Origin of the sequence: Pseudomonas sp. GR 6-02, assembly GCF_001655615.1 — a bacterium.
GTDB lineage: Bacteria > Pseudomonadota > Gammaproteobacteria > Pseudomonadales > Pseudomonadaceae > Aquipseudomonas.
Window position 1 is genome coordinate 13648 of sequence record NZ_CP011567.1, and the last position, 24999, is coordinate 38646.

Sequence of the window (24999 nt, forward strand, 5' to 3'; positions counted from 1 at the left end):
ACTAAATACAGCGATTTTCAACGAAACGGTACACAGGTTATCCACAGATCTTCAGACAGTCACTTGGTCGGTCGCACTCGGTGCTGCCGGGGCTGCTGGCAGCGAACCCATTTCGCGCTGCATCTGTTCGTTCCAGGCCTGCACCCGGTCATTCAGGTCGGCGATGGCCCGTGGCCCGCTACCCTCGGCGTACATCGGGGCGCCGATGATCACGGTGATCACTCCCTGCTTTTTGGCCCAACCGGTTTTTGGCCAGAACTTGCCGGCATTGTGTGCAATTGGCAGCACGGGCAATGACGCATTGACGGCCAACGCGGTGCCGCCTCGGGAGAACTTGCCGATGGTGCCGTAGGGAACGCGAGTCCCCTCCGGGAAAATCAGCACCCAGACATTGTCCTTGAGCAGTTCATCGCCCTTCTTCGCTACATGCTTGAGCGCGGCTTTCGGGTTGTCGCGGTCGATGGCGATCGGCCGCAGCATGGCCATGGCCCAGCCGAAGAACGGCACGTAGAGCAGTTCGCGCTTGAGCACCTGGCTCAACGGTTCGAAGTAGGCCGAGAGAAAGAACGTCTCCCAGGTGCTCTGGTGGTTGGACTGAATCACGCAGGGCTGTTCAGGCACATTCTCGGCGCCCTTCACTTCGTAGCGAATACCCAGAAAGACTTTGCTCAGCCACAAGGCGCAGCGGCACCAATACACGTTGATAAAGCGATAACGCGCCTTGAACGGCAGAAACGGCGCGATAAAAAAGCTCAGGGTGCACCAGAGCAACGAACTGGTGCCCAGCAGCAGGTAAAAGAGGAAAGTTCTGATGGCCTGCAGTATCGACATGGCGACATTTACCGTTGCGGGCACTGCCCGCCTATTCAAGCGCACTCCCGATCAGTCCTTGGCCAGGATGTCAGAAGAGCCTTAGTTGTGGATAAGTTCTGCGGCAATCGCCGCCAGATCGTCAAAAATCAAGGTGCCTGCCGGTAGGGTCTTGCCCTGAGTCTTTTCGCCTTTCCCGGTCTTTACCAAAACTGGCTGACAGTCGACGGCTTTGGCGGCCTCTAGGTCACCGAGAGTATCGCCGACGAACCATAGATTCGTCAGCGAAACGTTGTAATGCGCGGCGATGGTTTTCAACATCCCGGGTTTTGGCTTGCGGCAATCGCAGCCATCGTCTGGCCCGTGCGGGCAATAGACGATCAGACCGACTTCGCCGCCCTGCTCTGCCACCAACTCGCGCAAGCGAGCGTGCATGGTCTCCAGGGTGGCGATGTCGTAATAGCCGCGAGCGATGCCCGACTGGTTGGTGGCGACCGCCACCGTCCAGCCGGCCTTGCTCAACTGCGCGATCGCTTCGATCGAACCGGGGAGTGGAATCCACTCCTCCACCGACTTGATGTACGCGTCGGAGTCGTAATTGATCACCCCGTCCCGATCGAGAATCAGCAGTTTCAACAGCAGCTCCTCAGCCCAGCAACGAAATGTCGGCGACGCCGAGGAACAACCCACGCAGACGCGCCAGCAGCGCATAGCGGTTGGCTCGCACCTTGGCGTCTTCGGCGTTGACCATCACGGCCTCGAAGAACGCATCCACTGGTTCGCGCAATGCGGCCAGACGCGCCAGCGATTCGCTGTACTGACGGGCAGCGGCCATTGGCTGCACAGCCTGGTCTGCCTGCTGGATCGCCGAATACAGCGAGAACTCGTTGGCGTTGTCGAAGTACTTGGCTTCAACGACCGTCGGCACGGAGCCTTCGACTTTGCTCAGCAGGTTCGACACGCGCTTGTTCACGGCGGCCAGGGCAGCGGCTTCCGGCAATTTGCGGAACGCTTCTACCGCTTGTACACGCTGGTCGAAGTCCAGGGCCGAACCCGGCTTCAGGGCACGTACCGACAGGTAGGTCGCGACGTCCACGCCTTCGTCTTCGTAACGGGCACGCAGACGGTCGAAGATGAACTCCAGCACGGCATCATTAAGGCCGGCAGCCTTGACCTTGGCACCGAACGCATTCACGGCGAAGGCCACGGCGTCGTTCAGGTCGAGGTCGAGCTTCTTGTCGATCAGGATCCGCAACACACCCAGCGCGGCGCGGCGCAGGGCATACGGGTCTTTGCTGCCGGTCGGCAGCATGCCGATACCGAAAATGCCCACCAGGGTGTCGAGCTTGTCGGCAATGGCCACGGCCGCACCGGTCAGGGTGGTAGGCAGTTCAGCGCCGGCACCGCGCGGCATGTACTGCTCGTTCAGCGCCAGGGCGACGTCTTCCGGCTCGCCGTCGTTGAGGGCGTAGTAGTAACCGGCGACACCTTGCATCTCCGGGAACTCACCGACCATTTCGGTCGCCAGGTCGCACTTGGACAGCAGGCCGGCACGCGCCGCCCAGGAAGCGTTACCGCCGATGCGAGCGGCAATGTAGGCCGCCAGTTTCGACACGCGCTCGGCCTTGTCGTAGACACTGCCGAGTTTTTCCTGGAACACCACGTTCTGCAGACGCAGATTGAATTCTTCGAGTTTTTGCTTCTTGTCTTGCTTGAAGAAGAACTCGGCGTCGGTCAGGCGTGGGCGAACCACTTTCTCGTTACCGGCGATGATCTGCTGTGGATCCTTGCTTTCGATGTTGGCCACGGTAATGAAACGAGGCAGCAACTTACCGTCGGCATCCAGCAGGCAGAAGTACTTCTGATTGTCCTGCATGGTGGTGATCAGCGCTTCTTGCGGCACGTCGAGGAAACGTTCTTCGAACGAGCACACCAGTGGCACCGGCCATTCAACCAGCGCGGTCACTTCGTCGAGCAGGGCTTGCGGAACGATCGCCGTACCTTCCTGCATGGTCGCCAGTTCATTGGTGCGCTTGCTGATCAGCTCGCGACGCTCGTTGGCATCGGCCAGTACATAAGCAGCACGCAGATCGTTCAGGTAGTTGGCCGGCGAGGTGATGCGCACGCTTTCAGGGTGGTGGAAGCGGTGACCACGGGAATCGCGGCCGGCCTTCTGGGCGAGGATGGTGCAGTCGATGACGTGGTCACCGAGCAGCATCACCAACCATTGGGTCGGACGAACGAATTCTTCCTTGCGAGCACCCCAGCGCATGCGCTTGGGGATCGGCAGGTCGTTCAGGGAATCTTCGACGATGGTCGGCATCAGGCTCGCGGTCGGCTTGCCGGCGATGCTTTGGCTGTAGCGCAGCTTCGGGCCGCTCTGATCGATTTCGCTCAGCTCGACGCCGCACTTCTTGGCGAAGCCCAGGGCTGCTTGAGTCGGGTTGCCTTCGGCATCGAACGCAGCCTGACGTGGCGGGCCGTCGAGGTTGATGCTGCGATCCGGCTGCTGGGTCGCCAGCGCGGTAATCAGCACGGCCAGACGACGCGGCGCGGCGTAGACGGTTTTGCTCTCGTAGTTCAGGCCCGCGGCTTGCAGGCCTTTGTCGATACCGGCCAGGAATGCCTCGGCCAGGGTGTTCAGCGCTTTGGGTGGCAGTTCTTCGGTGCCCAGTTCAACCAGAAAATCTTGAGCACTCATTGTGCAGCCTCCAGCTTGGCCAGTACTTCATCACGCAGGTCCGGGGTCGCCATCGGGAAGCCGAGCTTGGCGCGAGCCAGCAGATAGGCTTGCGCGACGGAACGCGCCAGGGTGCGTACACGCAGAATGTATTGCTGACGCGCGGTCACCGAGATCGCCCGGCGCGCATCCAGCAGGTTGAAGGTGTGGGAAGCCTTCAACACCATTTCGTAGCTTGGCAACGGCAGCGGCTGGTCGAGTTCGATCAGGCGCTTGGCTTCGCTTTCATAGAAGTCGAACAGTTCGAACAGCTTCTCGACGTTGGCGTGTTCGAAGTTGTAGGTCGACTGCTCCACTTCGTTCTGGTGGAACACGTCGCCGTAGGTCACCTTGCCGAACGGACCGTCAGCCCAGACCAGGTCGTAGACCGAGTCCACGCCTTGCAGGTACATGGCCAGACGCTCCAGACCGTAAGTGATCTCGCCCGTCACCGGGTAGCACTCGATGCCGCCCGCTTGCTGGAAGTAAGTGAACTGAGTCACTTCCATGCCGTTGAGCCAGACTTCCCAGCCCAGACCCCAGGCGCCCAGCGTTGGCGACTCCCAGTTGTCTTCGACGAAACGGATGTCATGCACCAGCGGGTCCAGACCCACGTGCTTGAGGGAGCCCAGGTACAGTTCCTGGAAGTTGTCCGGGTTCGGCTTCAGCACTACCTGGAACTGATAGTAGTGCTGCAGACGGTTCGGGTTTTCACCGTAGCGGCCGTCAGTCGGGCGACGACTGGGCTGCACATAAGCGGCGTTCCAGGTTTCCGGGCCAATGGCGCGCAGGAACGTGGCAGTGTGGAAAGTGCCGGCGCCTACTTCCATATCGTAGGGCTGAAGTACCACACAACCTTGCTCGGCCCAGTATTGCTGGAGGGCGAGGATCAAGTCTTGGAAGGTACGCACGGCTGGCGTAGGCTGGCTCACGAAATTCACCTGTTTCTTGGGCTGCGATTTAAAGAGCGGGAGTATACCCGATTCGGTCCTGCGCACGCCCCCTGGAGCCTTATGCCACGCTGCTTTTGGTGTACCGAAGATCCGCTGTACATGGCTTATCACGATCAGGAGTGGGGCACGCCGCTACGCGATGCGCAGGGATTGTTCGAGTTGCTTTTGCTCGAAGGGTTCCAGGCCGGGCTTTCCTGGATCACTGTATTGCGCAAGCGAGAGCGTTATCGCGAGGTGCTGTTCGGCTTCGACGTGCAGCGCGTGGCGCAGATGAGCGATGCGGAAATCGATGAATTGATGCTCGATCCGGGGATCATCCGCAATCGTCTCAAACTCAACGCAGCCCGGCGCAATGCCCAGGCCTGGCTGGAGCTGGAAGACCCGGTGGCGTTTCTCTGGTCGTTCGTCGGCGGCACGCCGGTGATCAATCATTTCAAGGATCGCGGTGAAGTGCCGGCGGTGACACCGGCCGCCATCGAGATGAGTAAAGGCCTGAAAAAAGCCGGCTTCACGTTCGTCGGCCCGACCATTTGTTACGCGCTGATGCAGGCTTCAGGCATGGTCATGGACCACACCCTGGATTGCGATCGCTACGCCACGTTGACGAACGGCGGTTAGAATAGCCGCCTCGCGCACAGCACAAGATCAGGAGTGACCTGTGGATAAGTTTAAAGGCGCCTTGCTGGTAGGCGCTCTGCGGCTGTTTGCCCTACTGCCATGGCGGGCAGTGCAGGCGGTGGGTTCGGCGATTGGCTGGATCATGTGGAAAACCCCCAACCGTTCCCGCGACGTGGTGCGGATCAACCTCGCCAAGTGCTTTCCGCAGATGGACCCGGCCGAGCGTGAGCGTCTGGTGGGTCAAAGCCTGAAAGACATCGGCAAGTCTCTGACTGAAAGCGCCTGCGCGTGGATCTGGCCGGCCCAGCGTTCCATTGAACTGGTGCGCGAAGTCGAAGGCCTCGACGTTTTGAAAGAGGCGTTGGCGTCCGGTAAAGGCGTGGTTGGCATCACCAGCCATTTGGGCAACTGGGAAGTGTTGAACCACTTCTATTGCAGCCAGTGCAAACCGATCATTTTCTACCGTCCGCCAAAACTGAAGGCGGTGGATGAGTTGCTGCGCAAGCAGCGGGTGCAATTGGGTAACCGGGTGGCGGCTTCCACCAAGGAAGGCATCCTCAGCGTGATCAAGGAAGTGCGCAAGGGGGGCGCGGTAGGCATTCCGGCTGACCCGGAACCGGCCGAATCCGCCGGGATCTTCGTGCCGTTCTTCGCCACTCAGGCCCTGACCAGCAAATTCGTGCCGAACATGCTCGCCGGTGGCAAAGCGGTCGGCGTGTTCCTGCATGCCCTGCGGCTGCCGGACGGTTCGGGTTACAAAGTGATTCTCGAAGCCGCGCCAGAGGCCATGTACAGCACCGATACCGAAACCTCCTGCGCGGCCATGAGCCAGGTAGTCGAGCGCTACGTGCGGGCTTATCCGAGCCAGTACATGTGGAGCATGAAGCGCTTCAAGAAGCGTCCACCGGGCGAAGCACGCTGGTATTGAGGTTGCTGTGGATAACTCCGCAGGCTGCGATCTATTGATCTTGGCCTGCGTTACCGCTGATCAGTGCGCCTGTCGCTCAAGCTTTTTCAGAAACACCGTCATCTCCTTCTCCGCCTGCTTGTCGCCATGGGCGCGGGCAGCTTCCAGACCCTGCTCCCAAGCCTGTCGCGCCGCCGCATAATCCGCCAGCGCCAGATGGGCCTTGCCCAAGAGCTTCCAGGCTGCCGAATACTTCGGATCGAACTCGACGCAGCGCTGGAAATGCTCTGCGGCCTTGGCGTTTTCCCCAAGATCCAGATAACCCTTGCCCAGGCCGAAGCGCAGCAATGAGTTATCCACACCCTTGGCGAGCATTTTTTCCAGGGATTCGATCATTGGGTGGCACCTCTGGTTTTTTGGGGGAGTTCGAAATCGCCTTCGCGGGCAAGCCTCGCTCCTACACGGTTCAGTCGTTCGCATAATAGCTGGACGGCTCAAACCTGTAGGAGCGAGGCTTGCCCGCGAAGAGGCCTTCGGATCAGAAGAAGCTCAACCCCACATGGAACAGCTTCTCCACATCCCGAATATGCTTCTTATCCACAAGGAACAGAATCACATGGTCGCCGGTTTCGATCACGGTGTCGTCGTGGGCGATGATCACTTCTTCATCGCGGATGATCGCGCCGATGGTGGTGCCCGGTGGCAGGCCGATGTTTTCGATGGCCTTGCCGATCACCTTGCTCGACTTCGCATCGCCGTGGGCAATCGCCTCGATGGCTTCCGCCGCGCCCCTGCGCAGTGAGTGCACGCTGACAATGTCCCCGCGCCGGACGTGGGCCAGCAAGGTGCCGATGGTCGCCAGTTGCGGACTGATGGCGATGTCGATGTCGCCGCCCTGGATCAGGTCGACGTAGGCCGGGTTGTTGATGATCGTCATCACCTTCTTCGCGCCCAGGCGCTTGGCCAGCAGCGAAGACATGATATTGGCTTCATCATCGTTGGTCAGGGCCAGGAAAATATCGGCGTCGGCGATGTTCTCTTCCAGCAACAGATCCCGGTCTGAAGCACTGCCCTGCAACACCACGGTGCTGTCGAGGTTGTCCGAGAGGTAGCGGCAGCGGGCCGGGTTCATCTCGATGATCTTCACCTGGTAACGGCTTTCGATGGCCTCGGCCAGGCGTTCACCGATCTGCCCGCCACCGGCGATGACGATGCGTTTGTAGCTTTCATCGAGGCGGCGCATTTCGCTCATCACTGCGCGAATGTTCGCTTTGGCGGCGATGAAAAACACTTCGTCGTCAGCCTCGATCACCGTATCGCCTTGGGGCAGGATCGGCCGGTCACGACGGAAAATCGCCGCGACGCGGGTTTCGACATTCGGCATGTGTTCGCGTAACTGGCGCAATTGCTGGCCCACCAGCGGCCCGCCGTAGTACGCCTTGACCGCTACCAGCTGCGCTTTGCCTTCGGCGAAGTCGATCACCTGCAATGCGCCCGGATGCTGGATCAGGCGCTTGATGTAATTGGTGACTACTTGCTCCGGACTGATCAGCACGTCGACCGGAATCGCTTCGTTGTCGAACAGTTCGGCACGGGTCAGGTACGCGGCTTCGCGGACCCGGGCGATCTTGGTGGGGGTGTGGAACAGGGTGTGGGCGACCTGACAGGCGACCATGTTGGTTTCGTCACTGTTGGTCACGGCCACCAGCATGTCAGCGTCGTCGGCACCAGCCTGCCGCAGTACGGTTGGCAGCGAGCCGCGACCCTGCACGGTGCGGATGTCCAGCCGATCGCCGAGGTCGCGCAGGCGTTCGCCATCGGTGTCGACCACGGTGATGTCGTTGGCCTCGCTGGCCAAGTGTTCTGCCAGCGAACCGCCGACCTGCCCTGCGCCGAGGATGATGATCTTCATCCAGTCACTCCCTTAAACCCGGTTAACCGCGCGCGGCGGCAATCTTGATCAGCTTGGCGTAGTAGAACCCGTCGTGGCCGCCTTCCTGGGCCAGCAACTGGCGACCATGGGGCTGCTTGATGCCGGCGGCCGTGGCGAGGTCCAGTTCACGGGCGCCTGGCGTGCGGGCGAGGAACGCTTCGATGACTTCGGTGTTTTCGGTCGGCAGCGTGGAGCAGGTGGCGTAAAGCAGAATGCCGCCCACCTCCAGAGTTATCCACATGGCGTCGAGCAGTTCGCCCTGAAGCACCGCCAGTGCGGCGATGTCGTCGGGTTGGCGGGTCAGTTTGATATCCGGGTGACGGCGGATCACCCCGGTGGCCGAGCATGGCGCGTCGAGCAGAATGCGCTGGAACGGTTTGCCGTCCCACCAGGTGGCGGTGTCGCGACCGTCGGCGGCAATCAATTCTGCGCTCAGGCCCAGGCGTGCGAGGTTTTCCCGCACCCGCACCAGACGCTTGGCTTCCAGATCCACAGCCACCACGCCGGCCAGTTTGGGCTCGGCCTCAAGGATGTGGCAGGTCTTGCCGCCCGGTGCGCAGCAGGCGTCCAGCACCCGCTGGCCCGGCGCGAGGTCCAGCAGATCGGCGGCCAGTTGTGCGGCTTCGTCCTGCACGCTGATCCAGCCTTCGGCGAAACCCGGCAGGCTGCGCACGTCGGCAGCAGCATCGAGAATGATGCCGTCGCGACTATAAATGCAGGGCTTGGCGGCCACGCCAGCGTCACTCAGCAAGCCAAGGTAAGCGTCGCGAGTGTGATGACGACGGTTGACCCGCAGAATCATCGGCGGGTGTGCGTTGTTCGCTGCGCAAATGGCTTCCCATTGTTCAGGCCAGAAGGCCTTGAGGGATTTTTGCAGCCAGCGCGGGTGGGCGGTGCGCACCACCGGGTCGCGTTCCAGCTCGGCCAGCAGCGCTTCGTTTTCCCGTTGGGCGCGGCGCAGTACGGCGTTGAGCAAGGCTTTGGCCCACGGCTTTTTCAGTTTATCGGCGCAACCGACGGTTTCGCCGATGGCGGCGTGAGCCGGGACGCGGGTATAGAGCAGTTGATAAAGCCCCACCAGCAACAGCGCCTCGACATCGGCATCAGCCGCCTTGAACGGCTTTTGCAGCAGCTTGGCCGCCAACGCCGACAAACGCGGCTGCCAGCGAGCCGTGCCGAACGCCAGGTCCTGGGTGAAGCCGCGATCGCGGTCTTCGACCTTGTCCATTTGTGTCGGCAGAGAACTGTTGAGTGAGGCTTTTCCGTTAAGGACTGCAGCAAGTGCCTTGGCGGCGGCCAGACGTGGGTTCATTGAGCGTCTGCCGTTTGACCGAGGACGGTGCCGACGGCAAATTTCTCACGACGGCTGTTGAACAAGTCGCTGAAGTTCAGTGCCTTGCCGCCGGGTAATTGCAGACGGGTCAGGCACAGCGCCTGTTCACCGCAGGCGACGATCAAGCCGTCCTTGCTGGCGCTGAGGATTTTCCCCGGTGCGCCCTGCCCTTCGGCCAGGCTTGCGGCCAACACTTTCAGCGCTTCGCCGTTCAGCGTGCTGTGGCAGATCGGCCATGGATTGAAGGCGCGAACCAGACGCTCCAGCTCAACCGCCGGGCGGTTCCAGTCGATGCGCGCTTCGTCCTTGTTCAATTTGTGTGCGTAGGTGGCGAGGCTGTCGTCCTGCACTTCGCCTTCCAGTGTGCCCGCAGCCAGGCCGGCAATCGCCTGGATCACGGCCGGTGGGCCCATTTCTGCGAGGCGATCGTGGAGGCTGCCGCCGGTGTCTTCGGCGCTGATCGGCGTGGTGACCTTGAGCAGCATCGGTCCGGTATCGAGGCCGGCTTCCATGCGCATCACGGTCACGCCGCTTTCGCTGTCGCCCGCTTCAACGGCACGCTGGATCGGCGCCGCACCGCGCCAGCGTGGCAGCAAGGAGGCGTGGCTGTTGATGCAACCCAGGCGTGGGATATCCAGCACCACTTGCGGCAGGATCAGGCCGTAGGCGACCACCACCATCAAATCCGGTTTCAGCGCGGCCAGTTCCGCCTGAGCGTCTTCGTTGCGCAGGGTTGGCGGTTGCAACACCGGGATGTTGTGCTCCAGAGCCAATTGCTTGACCGGGCTTGGCATCAGCTTCTGTCCACGGCCCGCCGGACGGTCCGGTTGGGTGTAGACCGCAACGATCTCGTAAGGACTGCCCAGCAGGGCCTTGAGGTGTTCGGCGGCGAATTCCGGGGTGCCGGCAAAGACAATGCGCAGTGGCTCAGTCATGGAAGCTCTCAATTGCAAAGCATCTTGAAAAGAAAAAGGCTTGCCGCGGCAAGCCTTTGAAAGAAGGGCATCAAGCGTTCTGGCGGTGGAGCTTTTCCAGTTTCTTCTTGATCCGGTCGCGTTTGAGCGTGGACAGGTAATCGACGAACAACTTGCCGTTGAGGTGGTCGCATTCATGCTGGATGCACACGGCGAGCAAGCCTTCGGCGATCAGTTCGTAAGGCTGGCCGTCGCGGTCCAGGGCCTTGATCTTGACCTTTTGCGGGCGATCGACGTTTTCGTAGAAGCCCGGCACCGAGAGGCAGCCTTCCTGGTACTGACCCATCTCGTCGGTCAGGGTTTCGAACTCGGGGTTGATGAACACCCGCGGTTCGCTGCGGTCTTCGGAGAGGTCCATCACGACGATACGTTTGTGCACGTTGACCTGGGTAGCGGCGAGGCCGATGCCTGGCGCTTCATACATTGTTTCAAACATGTCATCGACCAACTGACGCACTTCGTCGTCCACTACGGCCACTGGTTTGGCGATAGTGCGCAGGCGCGAATCGGGGAATTCGAGGATGTCTAAAATGGCCATAAGCTTAATTGCTGCACGTGTGAGGTAAAGTCGGGTCGATGGCCTGGCGAGTCCGAAGATGCAGGCTACCGTTGTGAACGTAGCTTCCGGCTTTTCAATAATGAGCCGGAGGCGAGCCACGAGGGCTCTGGCGTTTCACGCGAACGTACATAATAAAGGGATTCACCGCATGAGGAAATCACTACTCGCCTTGCTCCTTCTGGCCTCGGCCGGTTTTGCGCATGGGCAAGTGCAACTCAGGGAAGGTTTTCCACAGCAATACACCGTGGTGGCAGGGGACACACTCTGGGACATTTCCGGCAAATACCTGCGTGAGCCGTGGCAGTGGCCGCAGCTTTGGCAAGCCAATCCACAGATTGAAAACCCCAATCTCATCTATCCCGGCGATACGCTGTCGCTGGTCTACGTCAACGGTCAGCCACGCCTGACCCTCAACCGCGGCGCTTCCCGGGGCACCATCAAGCTGTCGCCACGAGTCCGCAGTTCGCCGGTGGCCGACGCCATCCCGAGCATTCCGCTGAAGTCGATCAACAATTTTCTGTTGAGCAATCGCATCGTCGACAAGGTCGAGGATTTCGACAAGGCGCCCTACATCGTTGCCGGAGATGCCGAACGGGTACTCAGCGGCACCGGCGATCGAATCTTCGCGCGTGGCCATTTCGATCCGGCACAACCGGTCTACGGCATCTTTCGTCAGGGCAAGGTCTACACCGATCCACAGAGCAAGGAGTTCCTGGGGATCAACGCCGACGACATCGGTGGCGGCGAGATCATTGCCACTGAAGGTGACGTCGCCACCCTGGCCCTGCAACGCACCACTCAGGAGGTGCGACTCGGCGACCGGTTGTTCAGCGGCGAAGAGCGCTCGATCAATTCGACTTTCATGCCCAGTGCGCCAAGCACCGACATCAATGGCCTGATCATCGATGTGCCGCGTGGGGTCACCCAGATTGGCGCGCTGGATGTCGTCACGCTGAACAAGGGGCAGCGCGATGGCCTGGCCGAGGGCAATGTGCTGGTGGTGATGAAAACCGGCGAAACCGTGCGCGACCGGATCACCGGTCAGCCCTTGAAAATCCCCGACGAACGGGCCGGCCTGCTGATGGTATTCCGCACCTACGACAAGCTCAGCTACGGGCTGGTGCTCAACGCATCGCGCTCCTTGGCGGTGATGGACAAGGTGCGAAATCCTTAAGCCTGCTCACAAGTTACCAACAGAGTTATCCACAGCTTATTCCCGATTCGACGGGACCTTATAACGATCAAGGATGATCCATGTCGCTGTCTGCCTGTACGTCCGTTTCCCCTGCGGAACTGGAAGCCCGTTTACGCCTGCACCTTTTGCCTGAACTCGGTCCGGCACGTTTCAAGAAGTTGCTGGAGGCTTTCGGTTCTGCCTCCAATGCCATCAGCGCACCCGCCAGTGCCTGGCGCGCGTTGGGCCTGCCCCTCGCTTGCGCGGAGGCCCGGCGCTGCAGTGAAATTCGTGATGGCGCCAGCCACGCATTGGCCTGGCTAGAGCGTCCGGGCCAGCATTTACTGATGTGGGACCAACCTGACTACCCCGCGCTGCTGGCGCAAATCAGTGATGCGCCGCCGCTATTATTCGTCGCGGGCGATCCGGGCATTCTGGAAAAACCGCAGTTGGCGATGGTCGGCAGCCGTCGCGCATCGCGACCGGGCATGGATACCGCCAGTGCGTTTTCCCGCAGTCTGGCCGGCGCCGGTTTTGTCATCACCAGCGGTCTGGCCCTGGGCATCGATGCCGCCGCGCATCAGGCGGCTCTGGACGTTGGCGGGCAAACGGTAGGGGTGCTTGGCACGGGACTTGAAAATTTTTATCCACAGCGCAATCGACGACTGGCGGACGCCATGATCGCCTCGGGAAGCGCCGTACTTTCGGAGTTCCCGCTGGACGCCGGCCCTTCCCCGAGCAACTTCCCCCGGCGCAATCGGATCATCAGCGGTTTGTCCCTTGGTGTGTTGGTGGTCGAGGCAAGTATTGCCAGCGGTTCATTGATTACCGCGAGGCTGGCGGCGGAACAGGGGCGTGAGGTGTATGCGATTCCAGGTTCGATTCACCACCCTGGCGCAAAGGGTTGCCATCAGTTGATCCGCGACGGTGCGGTGCTGGTGGAAACCATCGAACACATCCTTGAGGCCTTGCGCGGCTGGCAACGGCTGCCGTTATCCACAGAAACGCCGCAAACGACGGTAACTCATCCACTGCTCATGTTGCTCCACGCGGCGCCTCATACCAGCGAAGCCCTGGCGGTCACCAGCGGCTGGGCCTTGTCGAAAGTGCTGGCAGCGCTGACGGAGCTGGAGATGGATGGCCGGGCGGTCTGTGAGAGCGGTCGATGGTTTGCGCGGGTAAACTAGGTTTTATAAGGAAGATCGGTAAACTGCGCAGAGCCTTATTCCGGAGAGTTTTTTCATGGTTAACAGTTGGCGTGTGCAACAAGCCGCACGAGAAATTCGCGCCGGGGCGGTCATTGCCTACCCAACGGAAGCCGTCTGGGGACTGGGTTGCGACCCGTGGAACGAAGAGGCGGTGGATCGTCTGCTGATGATCAAGGGCCGATCTGTGGATAAGGGCCTGATTCTGGTGGCCGACAATATTCGTCAGTTCGACTTCCTGTTCGAAGACTTCCCGGAGTTGTGGATGGACCGCATGGCCAGCACCTGGCCGGGCCCCAACACCTGGTTGGTGCCGCATCAGAATCTGTTGCCCCAGTGGATTACCGGTGTGCATGAAACGGTGGCGTTGCGGGTCAGCGACCACCCTCTGGTGCGGGACTTGTGTGCGGTGGTCGGCCCGCTGGTGTCGACCTCGGCGAACCCTCAGGGCCGACCGGCGGCACGGACGCGGATTCGCGTGGAGCAGTATTTCCGGGGGCAGGTTGATTATGTACTCGGTGGCAATCTGGGCGGGCGCAAGAATCCGAGTGTGATTCGCGATCTGGCGACGGGGCATGTGGTGCGCCCGGATTGAGACCGCGTCATCGTTCTTCGCGGGCAAGCCTCGCTCCTACAGGGGATCAATGTCGTTCCGTGATCGTGTGAACGACACAAATCCTGTAGGAGCGAGGCTTGCCCGCGAAGAGGCCCTCAAGGCAACAGAATCGTTGAACCAGTCGTACGGCGCGCCGACAACTCAGTCTGCGCCTTCGCTGCATCAGCCAGTGGATACCGCTGGCTGATGTCCACCTTCAGCTTGCCGCTGATGATCATCTCGAACAGTTCATCAGCCATGCGTTGCAGGTTTTCAGCATTGTTGGCGTAGGTCGCCAGCGTCGGCCGGGTCACGTACAGCGAACCCTTGGCCGCGAGAATCCCCAGATTCACCCCGTCTACTGCGCCTGAAGCATTACCAAAGCTCACCACCAACCCCCGAGGCGCAACGCTGTCGAGCGATGTCAGCCAGGTATCTTTGCCTACACCGTCGTACACCACCGGGACTTTTTTACCGTCAGTCAGTTCCAGCACGCGTTGTGCGACGTTCTCATGGCTGTAATCGATGGTCGCCCAGGCACCATTGGCTTTCGCCAGGGCGGCTTTTTCCGCTGAACTGACCGTGCCGATCAGCTTCACCCCCAGGGCCTTGGCCCATTGGCAGGCAAGCGATCCGACGCCGCCGGCCGCGGCGTGAAACAGGATGGTTTCGCCACCCTTGAGTTCATAGGTCTGACGCAGCAAGTACTGCACGGTCAGGCCTTTGAGCATCACGCCGGCGGCTTGTTCGAAGCTGATGGCGTCCGGCAGGTGCACCAGGTTGGCTTCCGGCAAGACATGCACGTCGCTGTAGGCGCCCAACGGGCCACTGCCATAAGCCACGCGATCGCCAACCTTGAAGCGGGTGACTTCGCTACCGACTGCGTCGACCACGCCCGCGCCTTCGGCGCCCAGGCCCGATGGCAGGGCTGGCGGTGCATAAAGGCCACTGCGGTAATAGGTGTCGATAAAGTTCAGGCCAATGGCCTTGTTGGTCACGCGTACCTGTTGCGGGCCGGGCTCGGCGGGTTGGTAATCCACGTATTCGAGCACTTCGGGGCCGCCATGGACGCGGAACTGGATACGCTTTGCCATCTGCTCTCTCCTTAGGTCTTTGGCTTCTAGAGTCGTAGCGCCAAGCGCCCTATCGAACTCCCAAGCTTGATCTTCGTCAACTGCGGCAGGCTCGCCTGCGATGTTATGCTACGGACCCATTTGCGCCGGCCCCCCGCTCTGATGGAGCGCCGCGTAGCTTTGCCCGATTCAAGGTGATGCCATGACTACCCGCACCGAGGCCGTAAAAGCCTACCTGCTCGACCTGCAAGACCGTATTTGCGCTGCCCTGGAAGCCGAAGACGGCGGCGCGCGTTTCGTCGAAGACGCCTGGACCCGGCCTGCCGGCGGCGGTGGTCGCACCCGGGTGATTGAGAACGGCGCAGTCATCGAAAAGGGCGGCGTCAACTATTCCCACGTGTTTGGCAGCGGCCTCCCACCGTCCGCCAGCGCCCATCGGCCGGAACTGGCCGGTCGAGGCTTCGAAGCCTTGGGCGTGTCGTTGGTGATTCACCCGCATAACCCCCATGTGCCGACGTCTCACGCCAATGTGCGCTTTTTCATCGCCGAAAAAGAAGGTGAAGAGCCGGTCTGGTGGTTCGGTGGTGGCTTTGACCTGACCCCTTATTACGGCAATGAAGAAGATTGCGTGCATTGGCACCGCGTCGCCGAACAGGCCTGCGCGCCGTTTGGCCCGGACGTTTACCCGCGCTACAAGGCTTGGTGCGACAGCTACTTCCACATCAAGCATCGCCATGAGCCACGGGGCATCGGCGGCCTGTTTTTCGATGACTTGAACGAGTGGGACTTCGATACCAGCTTCGCCTTCATGCGCGCCATCGGCGATGCGTTCATCGACGCGTACCTGCCGATCGTGCAACGTCGCAAGAATGATGCGTTCACCGCCAAACAGCGTGAGTTCCAGGAGTTTCGCCGTGGTCGTTACGTTGAATTCAACCTGGTCTATGACCGCGGCACGCTGTTCGGCCTGCAATCGGGCGGGCGTACCGAGTCGATTCTGATGTCGCTGCCGCCGCAAGTACGCTGGGCCTACGACTGGAAGGCCGAGCCGGGCAGTGAAGAAGCACGCCTGACCGAATACTTCCTGCAAGACCGCGATTGGTTGGCCAAGGCCTGAACGAGGAATTCTGATGGACCGTTATGTCGTATTCGGTAACCCGATCGGCCACAGCAAGTCGCCGCTGATCCACCGTCTGTTCGCCGAGCAGACCGGGCAGAAATTGGACTACAGCACCTTGCTGGCACCTCTCGACGATTTTTCCGGCTGTGCGTTGGAGTTTTTCCGCGAAGGCCGTGGGGCGAATGTGACAGTGCCGTTCAAGGAAGACGCCTATCGCCTGGCGAACAGCTTGACCCAGCGGGCGCAACGGGCCGGCGCGGTGAATACCCTGAGCAAACTGGCTGATGGCAGTCTGCTGGGCGACAACACCGATGGTGCCGGGCTGGTGCGGGACCTGACGGTCAACGCCGGATTCAGCCTCGCGGGCAAACGCATCCTGCTGCTGGGGGCCGGTGGTGCGGTGCGCGGCGCGCTGGAGCCGCTGCTGGCGGAGCAACCGGCGTCGGTGATCATTGCCAACCGCACCGTGGAAAAAGCCGAATTGCTGGCGCAATTGTTTGCCGATCTGGGGCCGGTGTCGGCCAGCGGTTTCGACTGGCTGCGCGAGCCGGTGGACCTGATCATCAACGCCACATCCGCCAGTTTGTCCGGCGATGTACCGCCGATTGCCGGCAGTTTGATCGAACCGGGCAAGACGGTTTGCTACGACATGATGTACGGCAAGGACCCAACCTCGTTCTGCCGTTGGGCCAGTGAACATGGGGCTGGCGTGTCGATGGATGGCTTGGGCATGTTGGCCGAGCAGGCGGCGGAAGCATTCTATCTGTGGCGCGGTGTGCGCCCGGATACGGCGCCGGTGCTGGCCGAACTTCGCCGGCAACTGGCGCTGTAGTTCTGTGGCGAGGGAGCAAGCTCCCTCGCCACAGGTTATCTGTTTGTCAAAACAGTGGCGTTTAGTCCTCAAACCGGATCGGGCATTTCTCCGCGCCTTCCAGCTTCCTCAATTCCTCCACCACTTGCGGCCGTGCCTGCCGCAGGGTCAGGCTGCGATCCTGACGCAGCAGCCGTCGTGCTTCCTGGTGCAGCATTTCCACGCCCGAGTAGTCGATGAAGTTGATCTGCTGTGCCTCGATCACCACTCGCGGGCCTTGCATCCGTTGCAGGCGCACTTGCAGGTAATGGCTGGCGCCGAAAAAGATCGAGCCGCCGACCCTCAGGATGTCTTCGTCACCATTGCGCCAGTGCTGCACCCGTGGCTGTGAGGTGCGTTTGAGGTAGAAGAACAGTGACGCCAGCACCCCGGCGTAGATCGCCGTCTGCAACTCCAGCAACAGGGTGGCGACACAGGTCAGCGCCATGACCAGGAATTCGGCATGGCTGACCCGCAACAAGGCACGAATGCCGCGATGATCCACCAATCCCCGAGCGATCAAAAGGATGCTGCCAGCCATGGCCGGGATCGGGATGTGCGCAATCAATGCCGCACCGAAGATCGCGAACAGTGCCACCCACAGCGCCGAAAAAAACCCGGCCAGCGGTGAACAAGCGCCGGCATCGTAGCTCAGGCCCGAGCGAGTGAAGGAACCGGCGGACAGCGAACCGGAAAAAAACGCCCCGACCATGTTCGAGAAACCCTGGGCGCGAACTTCCTGATTGGCATCGAGCAACTGCTGCGAGCGGGCCGACAGGGAGCGGGCAATCGACAGGCTCGTCACCAGCCCGAGCATGCCGACCGCCACCGCACTGGGCAGCAGGCGCAATATCAGGTCCAGATCCAGCGGCAGCGAGCTGAAGGGCGGCAGCCGCCCGACAAACGCGCTGACCAGCTTCACATGACCGAACATCGCTGGCCACAGCCACACCAGCAATCCGCTCAGGGCCAGAGCGATCAACAGCGTCGGCCAGCGCGGCACCAGCAGTTTCAGCACGATGCCAACCGCGACCGTGGCCAGGCCCAGCAGCAGCGAGGGTTTGTCTACTTCGCCGAGATGATTGAGCAGCATCATCAAGCTGTTGAGCGCCGTGGCCTGGTTGGGCACATCCAGCCCCAGCAGGTTCGGCAGCTGCCCGATGGCAATCACCACCGCCGCGCCGAGGGTGAAGCCCAGCACCACCGAGTGAGAGACGAAATTCACCAGGGCACCGAACCGCAGCAAACCCAGTAACCACTGGAAAATGCCCGCAAGGAAAGTCAGAAGCAGGATCAGCGTGACGTAGTCCTGCGATGCAGGGACGGCCAGAGGACTGACGCTGGCATACAGGACGATGGAAATGGCCGCCGTAGGGCCGCAGATCAAATGCCACGACGAACCCCAGAGGCAGGCAATCAGCACCGGGATGATGGCGGCGTACAGGCCATATTCCGGTGGGAGGCCAGCGATCAGGGCGTAGGCAATCGATTGTGGCAACGCGAGAATCGCACCGCTCAGGCCGACGATCAGGTCACGACCAACGCTGGCGCGGGTTTGCCGGGGCAACCAGGTCAGGAAGGGAAAGAGTGAATGGCGGCTGGGGAAGGCCATGGGTCCTCTCGGTACGGGGTAAATCGTCAGGGTAAAGCATTGGCTCGTAGTGGGCAGATCATTGTGGCGAGGGAGCTTGCTCCCGCTCGGCTGCGCAGCAGTCGCAAATCCGGACAACTCGGTGAGGCTGATAAACCGAGTTTGCCGAAATGGGAGTGCTACGCCCTCCAGCGGGAGCAAGCTCCCTCGCCACAGGGGAACCTTACAACTTGGCTTTGACCGCCGGCAGAGCATCCTTGCCGTCCACGGTCTTCACGCCCTCCAGCCATTTATCCAGCACCACCGGGTTGGCCTTGATCCACGCCTTGGCCGCGTCGGCGTTGCTGACCTTCTTGTTCACCACTTCGGCCATGATGCTGTTCTCCATTTCCTGAGTAAAACTCAGGTTGGTGAGCAGTTTGCCGACGTTCGGGCAGGCCTGTGCATAACCTTTGCGGGTCAGTGTATAAACACTGCCGGTGTCACCGAAGTACTTCTCGCCACCCTTCAGATAATGCATTTTCAACTGCACGTTCATCGGGTGTGGCGTCCAGCCGAGGAAGGTCACGAACTTCTGTTTCTTCACCGCGCGGGATACTTCGGCCAGCATCGCCTGCTCGCTGGACTCGATCAGTTTCCACTGGCCCATCTCGAAGTCATTCTTCTTGATGATCTCTTGCAGCGAAATGTTCGCCGGGGCGCCGGAACCGATGCCATAGATCTTCTTGTCGACTTCTTTGGGGTGTAGCTCGGCGTACTTGTTCAGGTCGTTAAAGTTATGCACACCCGCGTCCCAGACGTAATCCGGGACCGCCAGGGTGAACTCGGTGCCGTCGAGGTTCTTCGCCAGCTGCGTGACATCGCCGTTGGCCACGAACTTGTCGTAAAAGCCTTGCTGCGCCGGCATCCAGTTGCCGAGGAAGACGTCCACCTGGCCATCCTTCAGACCGCCAAAGGTGATCGGCACCGCCAGCGTGTCGACCTTGGCCTTGTAGCCCATGCCGTCCAGCAGAAACCCGGTGATGGCGTTGGTGGCGGCGATGTCGCTCCAGCCAGGGTCGGCCATCTTCACCGTTTCGCAGCTTTGCTCGGCGTAGGCCGAGGTGCTGCCCAGAGCCAGAAGCCCGACTGTCAGTACTGTGGATAACTTTTGCATGGACGTCCCCTTAACATTATTGGTTTTGGCAGGGTTGTGGATAACGGGCTTTACGCTCCAGATCGTCGAGGTCGATGTGGTTGCGCATGTACTGCTGACTGGCATCTACCAGCGGCTGGTGGTCCCAACTCTTCAGCTTGCCGATGGTCAGGGCGTCGGCGACGAAACGCCGGCGTCGCTGACTGGCGAGCACCTGTTGGTGGATCGCCGGGATATTCCATTTGGCCCGTGCTTCGGCGAGAAAATCCTCGAACAGCTGACGATGTTGCGGCGAATGGCTGAGTTCTTCCTGTTCACGCGGGTCGTTATGCACATCGAAGAGCAGGCAAGGGTCGTCTTCGCTGTAGATGAATTTGTAGGCGCCGCGACGAATCATCATCAACGGGCTGATGGTGCCTTCGGCCATGTATTCACCGAACACCTCGTCGTGACCGCCCTGCCCTTGCAGGTGTGAAACCAGCGAGCGGCCGTCCAGCGGCAGGCCTGGCTCCAATGAGCCGCCGGCCAGTTCCACAAAGGTCGGCAGCAGGTCGGCGGTGGATACCGCTGCGCTGACCCGTCCGGCGCCGAATTGCCCCGGCGCACTGATCAGCAGCGGTACGCGGGCGGCCATTTCGTACCAGTGCATCTTGTACCAGAGGCCGCGCTCGCCGAGCATGTCGCCGTGGTCACCGGAGAACACGATGATGGTGTCATCGATCAGCCCGGTTTCCTCGAGTGTTTGCAGGAGTTTACCGACGTTGCTGTCGATATAGCTGCACGCACCAAAGTAGGCACGGCGCGCGTCGCGAATCTTATCCACAGGCAGCGGCTTGTCCCACAGGTCATAGACTTTGAGCAGGCGCTGGGAGTGAGGATCGAGTTCATCCTGTGCGGGTGTTTCCGGCAAAGGGATGTCGGCGTCGTCGTACAGATCCCAGAACGCCTTGGGAATCGTGTACGGGTCGTGTGGGTGCGTCATCGACACGGTCAGGCAGAACGGCTGATCGCCATCCTCGCGGATGTGATCGAACAGGTATTGCTGGGCCTTGAACACCACCTCTTCGTCGAAATCCAGCTGATTGGTGCGCACGCAGGGCCCGGCTTGCAGCACCGACGACATGTTGTGGTACCAGGTCGGCCGCACGTCCGGCTCGTCCCAGTTCACCGCCCAACCGTAGTCGGCCGGGTAGATGTCACTGGTCAGGCGTTCTTCATAGCCGTGCAACTGGTCCGGACCGCAGAAGTGCATTTTGCCCGACAGCGCGGTGCGGTAACCGAGGCGCCGCAGGTAGTGGGCATAGGTCGGAACGTCGGCGGGGAAATCGGCCGCGTTGTCGTAAGCGCCGATCTTGCTCGGCAACTGACCGCTGACCAGGGTGAAACGTGACGGTGCGCAGAGCGGGCTGTTGCAGTACGCGGCGTCGAACACCACGCCTTCGGCGGCGAGGCGGCTCAGATTCGGCAGTTTGATGGGCGAAGGGCCGTAGAACGGCAACATTGGCGCGGCCATTTGATCGGCCATGATGAAAAGAATATTTTTGCGCTTCATGTGATCGCGGCATTCCATAGTGGATATTTATGCGAGAGTGCTGTGATCGAGCATGCAACCCATGGAATTTGTGGTAAAGCCCACGCCAGGCAATGACTAGGATAAGCACAGCTTATGTATGACGCCCTCGGTGATTTGTCTCTGGACCTGTTGCGCGCCTTTGAAGCCGCGGCCCGCCAGCGCAGTTTCACTGCCGCTGCAGTGGAGCTCGGCACCACGCAACCGGCCATCAGTCAGCAGATCAAACGATTGGAGGAGCAGCTCGCTACACGATTGTTTGACCGCATTTATCGCGGTATCGAACTGACCGAGGCTGGCGCGATTCTGTTTGAGCAAGTTCGGCTCGGTTTACAGAATATCGACGCCGGATTGAGCGCGATCAGTGCACAGCAGCAACACGAAGTGTTGCAGGTGGCCACCGACTTCGCCTTCGCCGCGTACTGGCTGATGCCACGGCTGCACCGCTTCCATACCGCCCATCCTCAAGTGGACGTCAGCCTGGTTACCAGTGAGCGCAGCCACAACATGCTGCGCACTGATATCGATGTGGCGGTGCTGTTCGGCGATGGCCGGTTCAAGCAAGGCGAGAGCCATTGGTTGTTCAGTGAAGAAGTGTTTCCGGTGTGCAGCCCGCTGCTCTTGAAGGATCGTCCCCTGCCCTTGCCGGCTCAGTCATTGCTGGAGTTTCCGCTGTTGCACCTGCGTGGCGAACACAGCAGCAACTGGTTCGACTGGAGCGGCGTGTTTCGCGAACTGGGGATCACGTCGGCGCCAGCGCCGGGGCAACTGCGCTTCGACAATTACACCTTGCTGATTCAAGCGGCGATTGGCGGCCAGGGCGTTGCGATCGGTTGGCGGCACCTTGTGGATAACTTGCTGGCGCAAGGTTTGTTGTGTCGACCGATTGCCGAGACAGTGATTTCCAGGCTGGGTTATTACGTGGTCCTGCCCCAGCGCAAACGGCGCGGGGCGTTGATTCAAACATTTGTGGATTGGTTGATGGCGGAACAGGCCAGCAGTGCGCAATCGCTTAATGGTCTTCCTTTGCCATCGATTGCGGTATGAGGGCTTTACGGTTCCGAAGTCGCGACAAAATTCACATGCTGACCGACATGCAAATTCAGCCATAACTCATCGGCAATCCCGACGGCAACTCGGTTCAGCCGTTCCAGCGGTTCGGCCAGGCCGGGTTCCAGGCTCGTGCTGACGTGACTGAAATGCTCGATGGACAGTCCTGGTACGCCGCGTGGGGCATTCACCAGGGTCCAGTGCAATGGGCTGCTTTGCAGTGCCTCGCGGATTTCTTCTGCGGCGTGGCGTTGCAGCTCGTCTTCTATCTCCGGATCGTCCAGCACCTCGAAATCACCCACCACAAACAACCGCGCGATACCCGCGGCCTGCATGCCGTCAATCAGTGCATCCACTGCCAGCACCTGCTCGACCGGGCCAGGCACGATGGATTTTTCGATGTGTTCGCTGTTCATCGGCAACCCCGGCGCATCCAGCAGGCAGATCACCGCCGAACAGCCGGCCACGCTTTGCTTGACCCGTTTGGCATCGAACAGATTGCCGGCCTTGGTGCGCAATCCGGGGCGTGGCGCGAGTGCCGTCAGGTCATCGAGAATCGCGATCACTTCATGTTGGCGCCGCAGCATTTCCGCCATCAGCGCACTGCCCAGGCTACTCATGGCACCATAAAGCACTACCTTCACTACCGGGGTTTCGGCGTTTTTCATGGCTGTGCTCCGAACGTCCTGCCTATATAACGTAAGACCTGTGGGGAACGGTGTGGGTTCGACCAGGTTCAAAGGGGTTTCAGATGCAACAGATCAAGGGCTACCACGCCCATGTCTATTTCGACGCCAATACTCTCCCGCAGGCCCGGGCCTTGTGTGAGCAGGCCGCACAATTGTTTCCACTGAAGATGGGCCGCGTGCATGAACGCCTGGTCGGCCCGCACCCGGACTGGAGCTGCCAATTGGCCTTCGAGCCGCAATACCTAGGCGAGGTATTGCCGTGGCTGGCGCTCAATCGCAAGGGGTTGGTGGTGTTCCTGCACCCGGAGACCGGCAACGATCTGCTCGACCACACCGAACACGCGATCTGGATGGGTGCGATCCGGCCGCTGGACCTGTCTGTTTTCTGATCAGAGTTGTTCTTCGGGCTCGCCGGACGGCAAATCGAGCAATGGCAGTGGGCGATATCCTGCATGGGGTCGCCAATGTCTTGCTCCCGACCCACATCTACAGACTTTCAACCCGGCCGACGACCGGTCGTACATTCGGTCAATGCTTTCATCCGCGAAAGCTGGCTGAAAGCTTCCCCGATTAGGATCGCCTCACTGCCGGCAACAGACCGGTTGGCCAACGCGAGTGTTTCATTGCCCGCCCGGCCCATTTAACAACAACAATGGTGATTCTGATGTCCGCTCCTATCCGCCTCTTCGCTGCACCTCCGCCCGTACGTTTCGTGCTTCCCGTTCTGCGCTGACCTCATCGGTTCGCCCATTCCCTAGCCGCGCTACGCCTGGAGTATTCCTATGCTGACTTTCCTTGGCTTTGCCATGGTCATCACGTTCATGTTCCTGATCATGACCAAGCGCCTGTCCGCGCTGATCGCCCTGATTATCATCCCGATCATCTTCGCCCTGTTCGGTGGCTTCTCGCCGAAGATCGGCCCGATGATGCTCGAAGGCATCACCAAGCTTGCGCCGACCGGCGTGATGCTGATGTTCGCCATCCTTTACTTCGCCCTGATGATCGACTCCGGCCTGTTTGACCCGGCCGTGCGCAAGATCCTCAAACTGGTCAAGGGCGACCCGTTGAAGGTGTCGGTTGGTACCGCCGTGCTGGCGCTGATCGTGTCCATGGACGGTGATGGCGCCACCACTTACATGATCTGCGTGGCCGCCATGCTGCCGCTCTACAGCCGCATCGGCATGAGCCCGCGGATCATGGCCGGTCTGATCATCCTCGCCGGTGGCGTGATGAACATGACCCCTTGGGGCGGTCCGACCGCTCGTGCGGCCAGTGCGCTGCATGTGGACCCGTCCGCGATCTTCGTACCGATGATTCCGGCGATGCTGGCCGGTGTGGTGGCGATTCTGGCGATTGCCTATGTCTACGGTAAACGCGAGCGTGCGCGTCTGGGTGAATTGCATCTGGTCGGTGATGAAATCGACCACAGCGAAATCAGCGTTTCGCAGTTCCCGGACGCCCGTCGTCCAAAGCTGATCTGGTTCAACGGCGCGCTGACCCTGGCACTGATGGGCACCTTGATCGCCGGCCTGTTGCCGCTGCCAGTGCTGTTCATGGTGGCGTTCAGTATCGCGATGATCGTCAACTATCCTTGCCTGCAACAGCAGAAGGACCGCGTTGCGGCCCACGCCGGTAGCGTGTTGGCGGTGGTCGGGTTGATCTTTGCCGCGGGTATCTTCACCGGTATCCTGACCGGCACCGGCATGGTCGACGCCATGTCCAAGAGCCTGCTGGCAGTCATCCCGGATTTCCTCGGCCCGTACCTCGCCGTGATCACCGCGCTGGTGAGCATGCCGTTCACGTTCTTCATGTCGAACGACGCATTTTATTACGGCGTGTTGCCAGTGCTTGCTGAAGCCGCCAGTCATTACGGTATAACCGCGGTAGAAATGGCACGTGCCTCGATCGTCGGTCAGCCCGTCCACTTGCTGAGCCCGCTGGTACCATCGACCTACCTGTTGGTGGCCCTGGCCGGTATCGAATTCGGTGACCATCAGCGGTTCACCTTGAAGTGGGCGGTGCTGGTTTGCCTGTGCATACTGGTGGCGGCCTTGCTGATGGGGATATTTCCACTGTTCAGCACGCTATAAGCCAAGACTCGCCATGAGGGGTCCAGGCTTTGTTTGAAGCCTGGGCCCTTC

The 24999-nt window shown here is 60.6% G+C and carries 24 protein-coding genes; 10 read left to right on the forward strand and 14 right to left on the reverse strand.

What is annotated here, in order from left to right; all coding sequences use genetic code 11:
* Positions 1-51 precede the first annotated feature (51 nt).
* The 4 genes from PGR6_RS00055 to glyQ form a co-directional block, all read right to left on the reverse strand.
* Complete coding sequence (locus PGR6_RS00055) at positions 52-831, reverse strand: lysophospholipid acyltransferase family protein (protein ID WP_018927315.1); 780 nt, start codon at positions 829-831, stop codon at positions 52-54.
* Between the two features lie 81 nt (positions 832-912).
* Positions 913-1452, reverse strand: coding sequence for a D-glycero-beta-D-manno-heptose 1,7-bisphosphate 7-phosphatase (gmhB, locus tag PGR6_RS00060; protein ID WP_167331188.1), 540 nt, complete (start codon positions 1450-1452; stop codon positions 913-915).
* 4 nt (positions 1453-1456) lie between these two features.
* Positions 1457-3511: a glycine--tRNA ligase subunit beta gene (gene glyS / locus PGR6_RS00065; protein ID WP_019651238.1), complete on the reverse strand. Its 2055-nt coding sequence runs from the start codon at positions 3509-3511 to the stop codon at positions 1457-1459.
* The gene (gene glyQ, locus PGR6_RS00070; RefSeq protein WP_003213601.1) at positions 3508-4461 is read right to left on the reverse strand and encodes a glycine--tRNA ligase subunit alpha; all 954 of its coding nucleotides are present in this window, start codon (positions 4459-4461) and stop codon (positions 3508-3510) included. Before glyQ ends, glyS begins: the two co-directional genes overlap by 4 nt.
* A gap of 81 nt (positions 4462-4542) precedes the next feature.
* Here glyQ and tag point away from each other — a divergent pair, with 81 nt between their 5' ends.
* Positions 4543-5100, forward strand: a complete 558-nt coding sequence (gene tag, locus PGR6_RS00075) for a DNA-3-methyladenine glycosylase I (RefSeq protein WP_064615644.1) — start codon at positions 4543-4545, stop codon at positions 5098-5100.
* Between the two features lie 40 nt (positions 5101-5140).
* Positions 5141-6028, forward strand: a complete 888-nt coding sequence (locus tag PGR6_RS00080) for a lysophospholipid acyltransferase (RefSeq protein ID WP_019580330.1) — start codon at positions 5141-5143, stop codon at positions 6026-6028.
* A 60-nt stretch (positions 6029-6088) separates the two neighbouring features.
* Here PGR6_RS00080 and PGR6_RS00085 read toward each other — a convergent pair whose 3' ends face one another.
* From PGR6_RS00085 to def, 5 genes are all read right to left on the reverse strand, one after another.
* Entirely contained in the window at positions 6089-6403 is a 315-nt protein-coding gene (locus PGR6_RS00085; protein WP_018927310.1) for a tetratricopeptide repeat protein, read from the reverse strand.
* A gap of 142 nt (positions 6404-6545) precedes the next feature.
* Positions 6546-7919 carry a Trk system potassium transporter TrkA gene (gene trkA, locus PGR6_RS00090; RefSeq protein ID WP_018927309.1) on the reverse strand — a complete coding sequence of 458 codons (1374 nt, stop codon included), beginning with the start codon at positions 7917-7919 and terminating at the stop codon, positions 6546-6548.
* A 22-nt stretch (positions 7920-7941) separates the two neighbouring features.
* The gene (rsmB, locus tag PGR6_RS00095) at positions 7942-9252 is read right to left on the reverse strand and encodes a 16S rRNA (cytosine(967)-C(5))-methyltransferase RsmB (protein WP_026286510.1); all 1311 of its coding nucleotides are present in this window, start codon (positions 9250-9252) and stop codon (positions 7942-7944) included.
* Positions 9249-10208 (reverse strand): methionyl-tRNA formyltransferase, encoded by a 960-nt coding sequence (fmt, locus tag PGR6_RS00100; protein WP_018927307.1) that lies wholly within the window; start codon positions 10206-10208, stop codon positions 9249-9251. The genes rsmB and fmt overlap by 4 nt, the downstream gene beginning before the upstream one ends.
* Before the next feature lie 70 nt (positions 10209-10278).
* A complete protein-coding gene (gene def, locus PGR6_RS00105; RefSeq protein WP_007941507.1) occupies positions 10279-10785 on the reverse strand; it encodes a peptide deformylase in 507 nt (168 codons plus the stop codon).
* Positions 10786-10954: 169 nt separating this feature from the next.
* On the opposite strand from def, the gene PGR6_RS00110 reads away from it, so the two are divergent.
* From PGR6_RS00110 to PGR6_RS00120, 3 genes are all read left to right on the forward strand, one after another.
* Entirely contained in the window at positions 10955-11980 is a 1026-nt protein-coding gene (locus PGR6_RS00110; protein ID WP_064615646.1) for a LysM peptidoglycan-binding domain-containing protein, read from the forward strand.
* An 80-nt stretch (positions 11981-12060) separates the two neighbouring features.
* A complete protein-coding gene (gene dprA / locus PGR6_RS00115) occupies positions 12061-13167 on the forward strand; it encodes a DNA-processing protein DprA (RefSeq protein WP_064615648.1) in 1107 nt (368 codons plus the stop codon).
* Positions 13168-13222: 55 nt separating this feature from the next.
* On the forward strand, positions 13223-13780 hold the full coding sequence (locus PGR6_RS00120) for an L-threonylcarbamoyladenylate synthase (RefSeq protein WP_018927304.1): 558 nt from the start codon (positions 13223-13225) through the stop codon (positions 13778-13780).
* A gap of 116 nt (positions 13781-13896) precedes the next feature.
* On the opposite strand, the gene PGR6_RS00125 is transcribed toward PGR6_RS00120, so the two are convergent.
* Positions 13897-14874 (reverse strand): NADPH:quinone reductase, encoded by a 978-nt coding sequence (locus PGR6_RS00125; protein WP_019580323.1) that lies wholly within the window; start codon positions 14872-14874, stop codon positions 13897-13899.
* 181 nt (positions 14875-15055) lie between these two features.
* Here PGR6_RS00125 and hemF point away from each other — a divergent pair, with 181 nt between their 5' ends.
* Positions 15056-15970, forward strand: a complete 915-nt coding sequence (hemF, locus tag PGR6_RS00130) for an oxygen-dependent coproporphyrinogen oxidase (protein ID WP_018927302.1) — start codon at positions 15056-15058, stop codon at positions 15968-15970.
* Positions 15971-15983: 13 nt separating this feature from the next.
* The gene (gene aroE, locus PGR6_RS00135) at positions 15984-16805 is read left to right on the forward strand and encodes a shikimate dehydrogenase (RefSeq protein ID WP_018927301.1); all 822 of its coding nucleotides are present in this window, start codon (positions 15984-15986) and stop codon (positions 16803-16805) included.
* 61 nt (positions 16806-16866) lie between these two features.
* Here aroE and PGR6_RS00140 read toward each other — a convergent pair whose 3' ends face one another.
* The 3 genes from PGR6_RS00140 to betC all read right to left on the reverse strand — a co-directional run bounded on the left by PGR6_RS00140 (position 16867) and on the right by betC (position 21101).
* A complete protein-coding gene (locus PGR6_RS00140; protein WP_064615650.1) occupies positions 16867-18435 on the reverse strand; it encodes a SulP family inorganic anion transporter in 1569 nt (522 codons plus the stop codon).
* 202 nt (positions 18436-18637) lie between these two features.
* Positions 18638-19570 (reverse strand): choline ABC transporter substrate-binding protein, encoded by a 933-nt coding sequence (gene choX / locus PGR6_RS00145; RefSeq protein WP_064615651.1) that lies wholly within the window; start codon positions 19568-19570, stop codon positions 18638-18640.
* Positions 19571-19586: 16 nt separating this feature from the next.
* On the reverse strand, positions 19587-21101 hold the full coding sequence (betC, locus tag PGR6_RS00150) for a choline-sulfatase (protein ID WP_064615656.1): 1515 nt from the start codon (positions 21099-21101) through the stop codon (positions 19587-19589).
* A gap of 114 nt (positions 21102-21215) precedes the next feature.
* Between betC and PGR6_RS00155 the strand changes: the two genes are divergently transcribed.
* Positions 21216-22166 (forward strand): choline sulfate utilization transcriptional regulator, encoded by a 951-nt coding sequence (locus PGR6_RS00155; protein ID WP_064615658.1) that lies wholly within the window; start codon positions 21216-21218, stop codon positions 22164-22166.
* Positions 22167-22171: 5 nt separating this feature from the next.
* Here PGR6_RS00155 and PGR6_RS00160 read toward each other — a convergent pair whose 3' ends face one another.
* Positions 22172-22837 carry an NAD(P)-dependent oxidoreductase gene (locus PGR6_RS00160; protein WP_018927296.1) on the reverse strand — a complete coding sequence of 222 codons (666 nt, stop codon included), beginning with the start codon at positions 22835-22837 and terminating at the stop codon, positions 22172-22174.
* An 83-nt stretch (positions 22838-22920) separates the two neighbouring features.
* Here PGR6_RS00160 and PGR6_RS00165 point away from each other — a divergent pair, with 83 nt between their 5' ends.
* Both PGR6_RS00165 and PGR6_RS00170 read left to right on the forward strand, forming a co-directional pair.
* The gene (locus tag PGR6_RS00165) at positions 22921-23247 is read left to right on the forward strand and encodes a DOPA 4,5-dioxygenase family protein (protein ID WP_019580317.1); all 327 of its coding nucleotides are present in this window, start codon (positions 22921-22923) and stop codon (positions 23245-23247) included.
* A gap of 393 nt (positions 23248-23640) precedes the next feature.
* Complete coding sequence (locus PGR6_RS00170) at positions 23641-24948, forward strand: CitMHS family transporter (protein ID WP_018927294.1); 1308 nt, start codon at positions 23641-23643, stop codon at positions 24946-24948.
* Positions 24949-24999 lie beyond the last annotated feature (51 nt).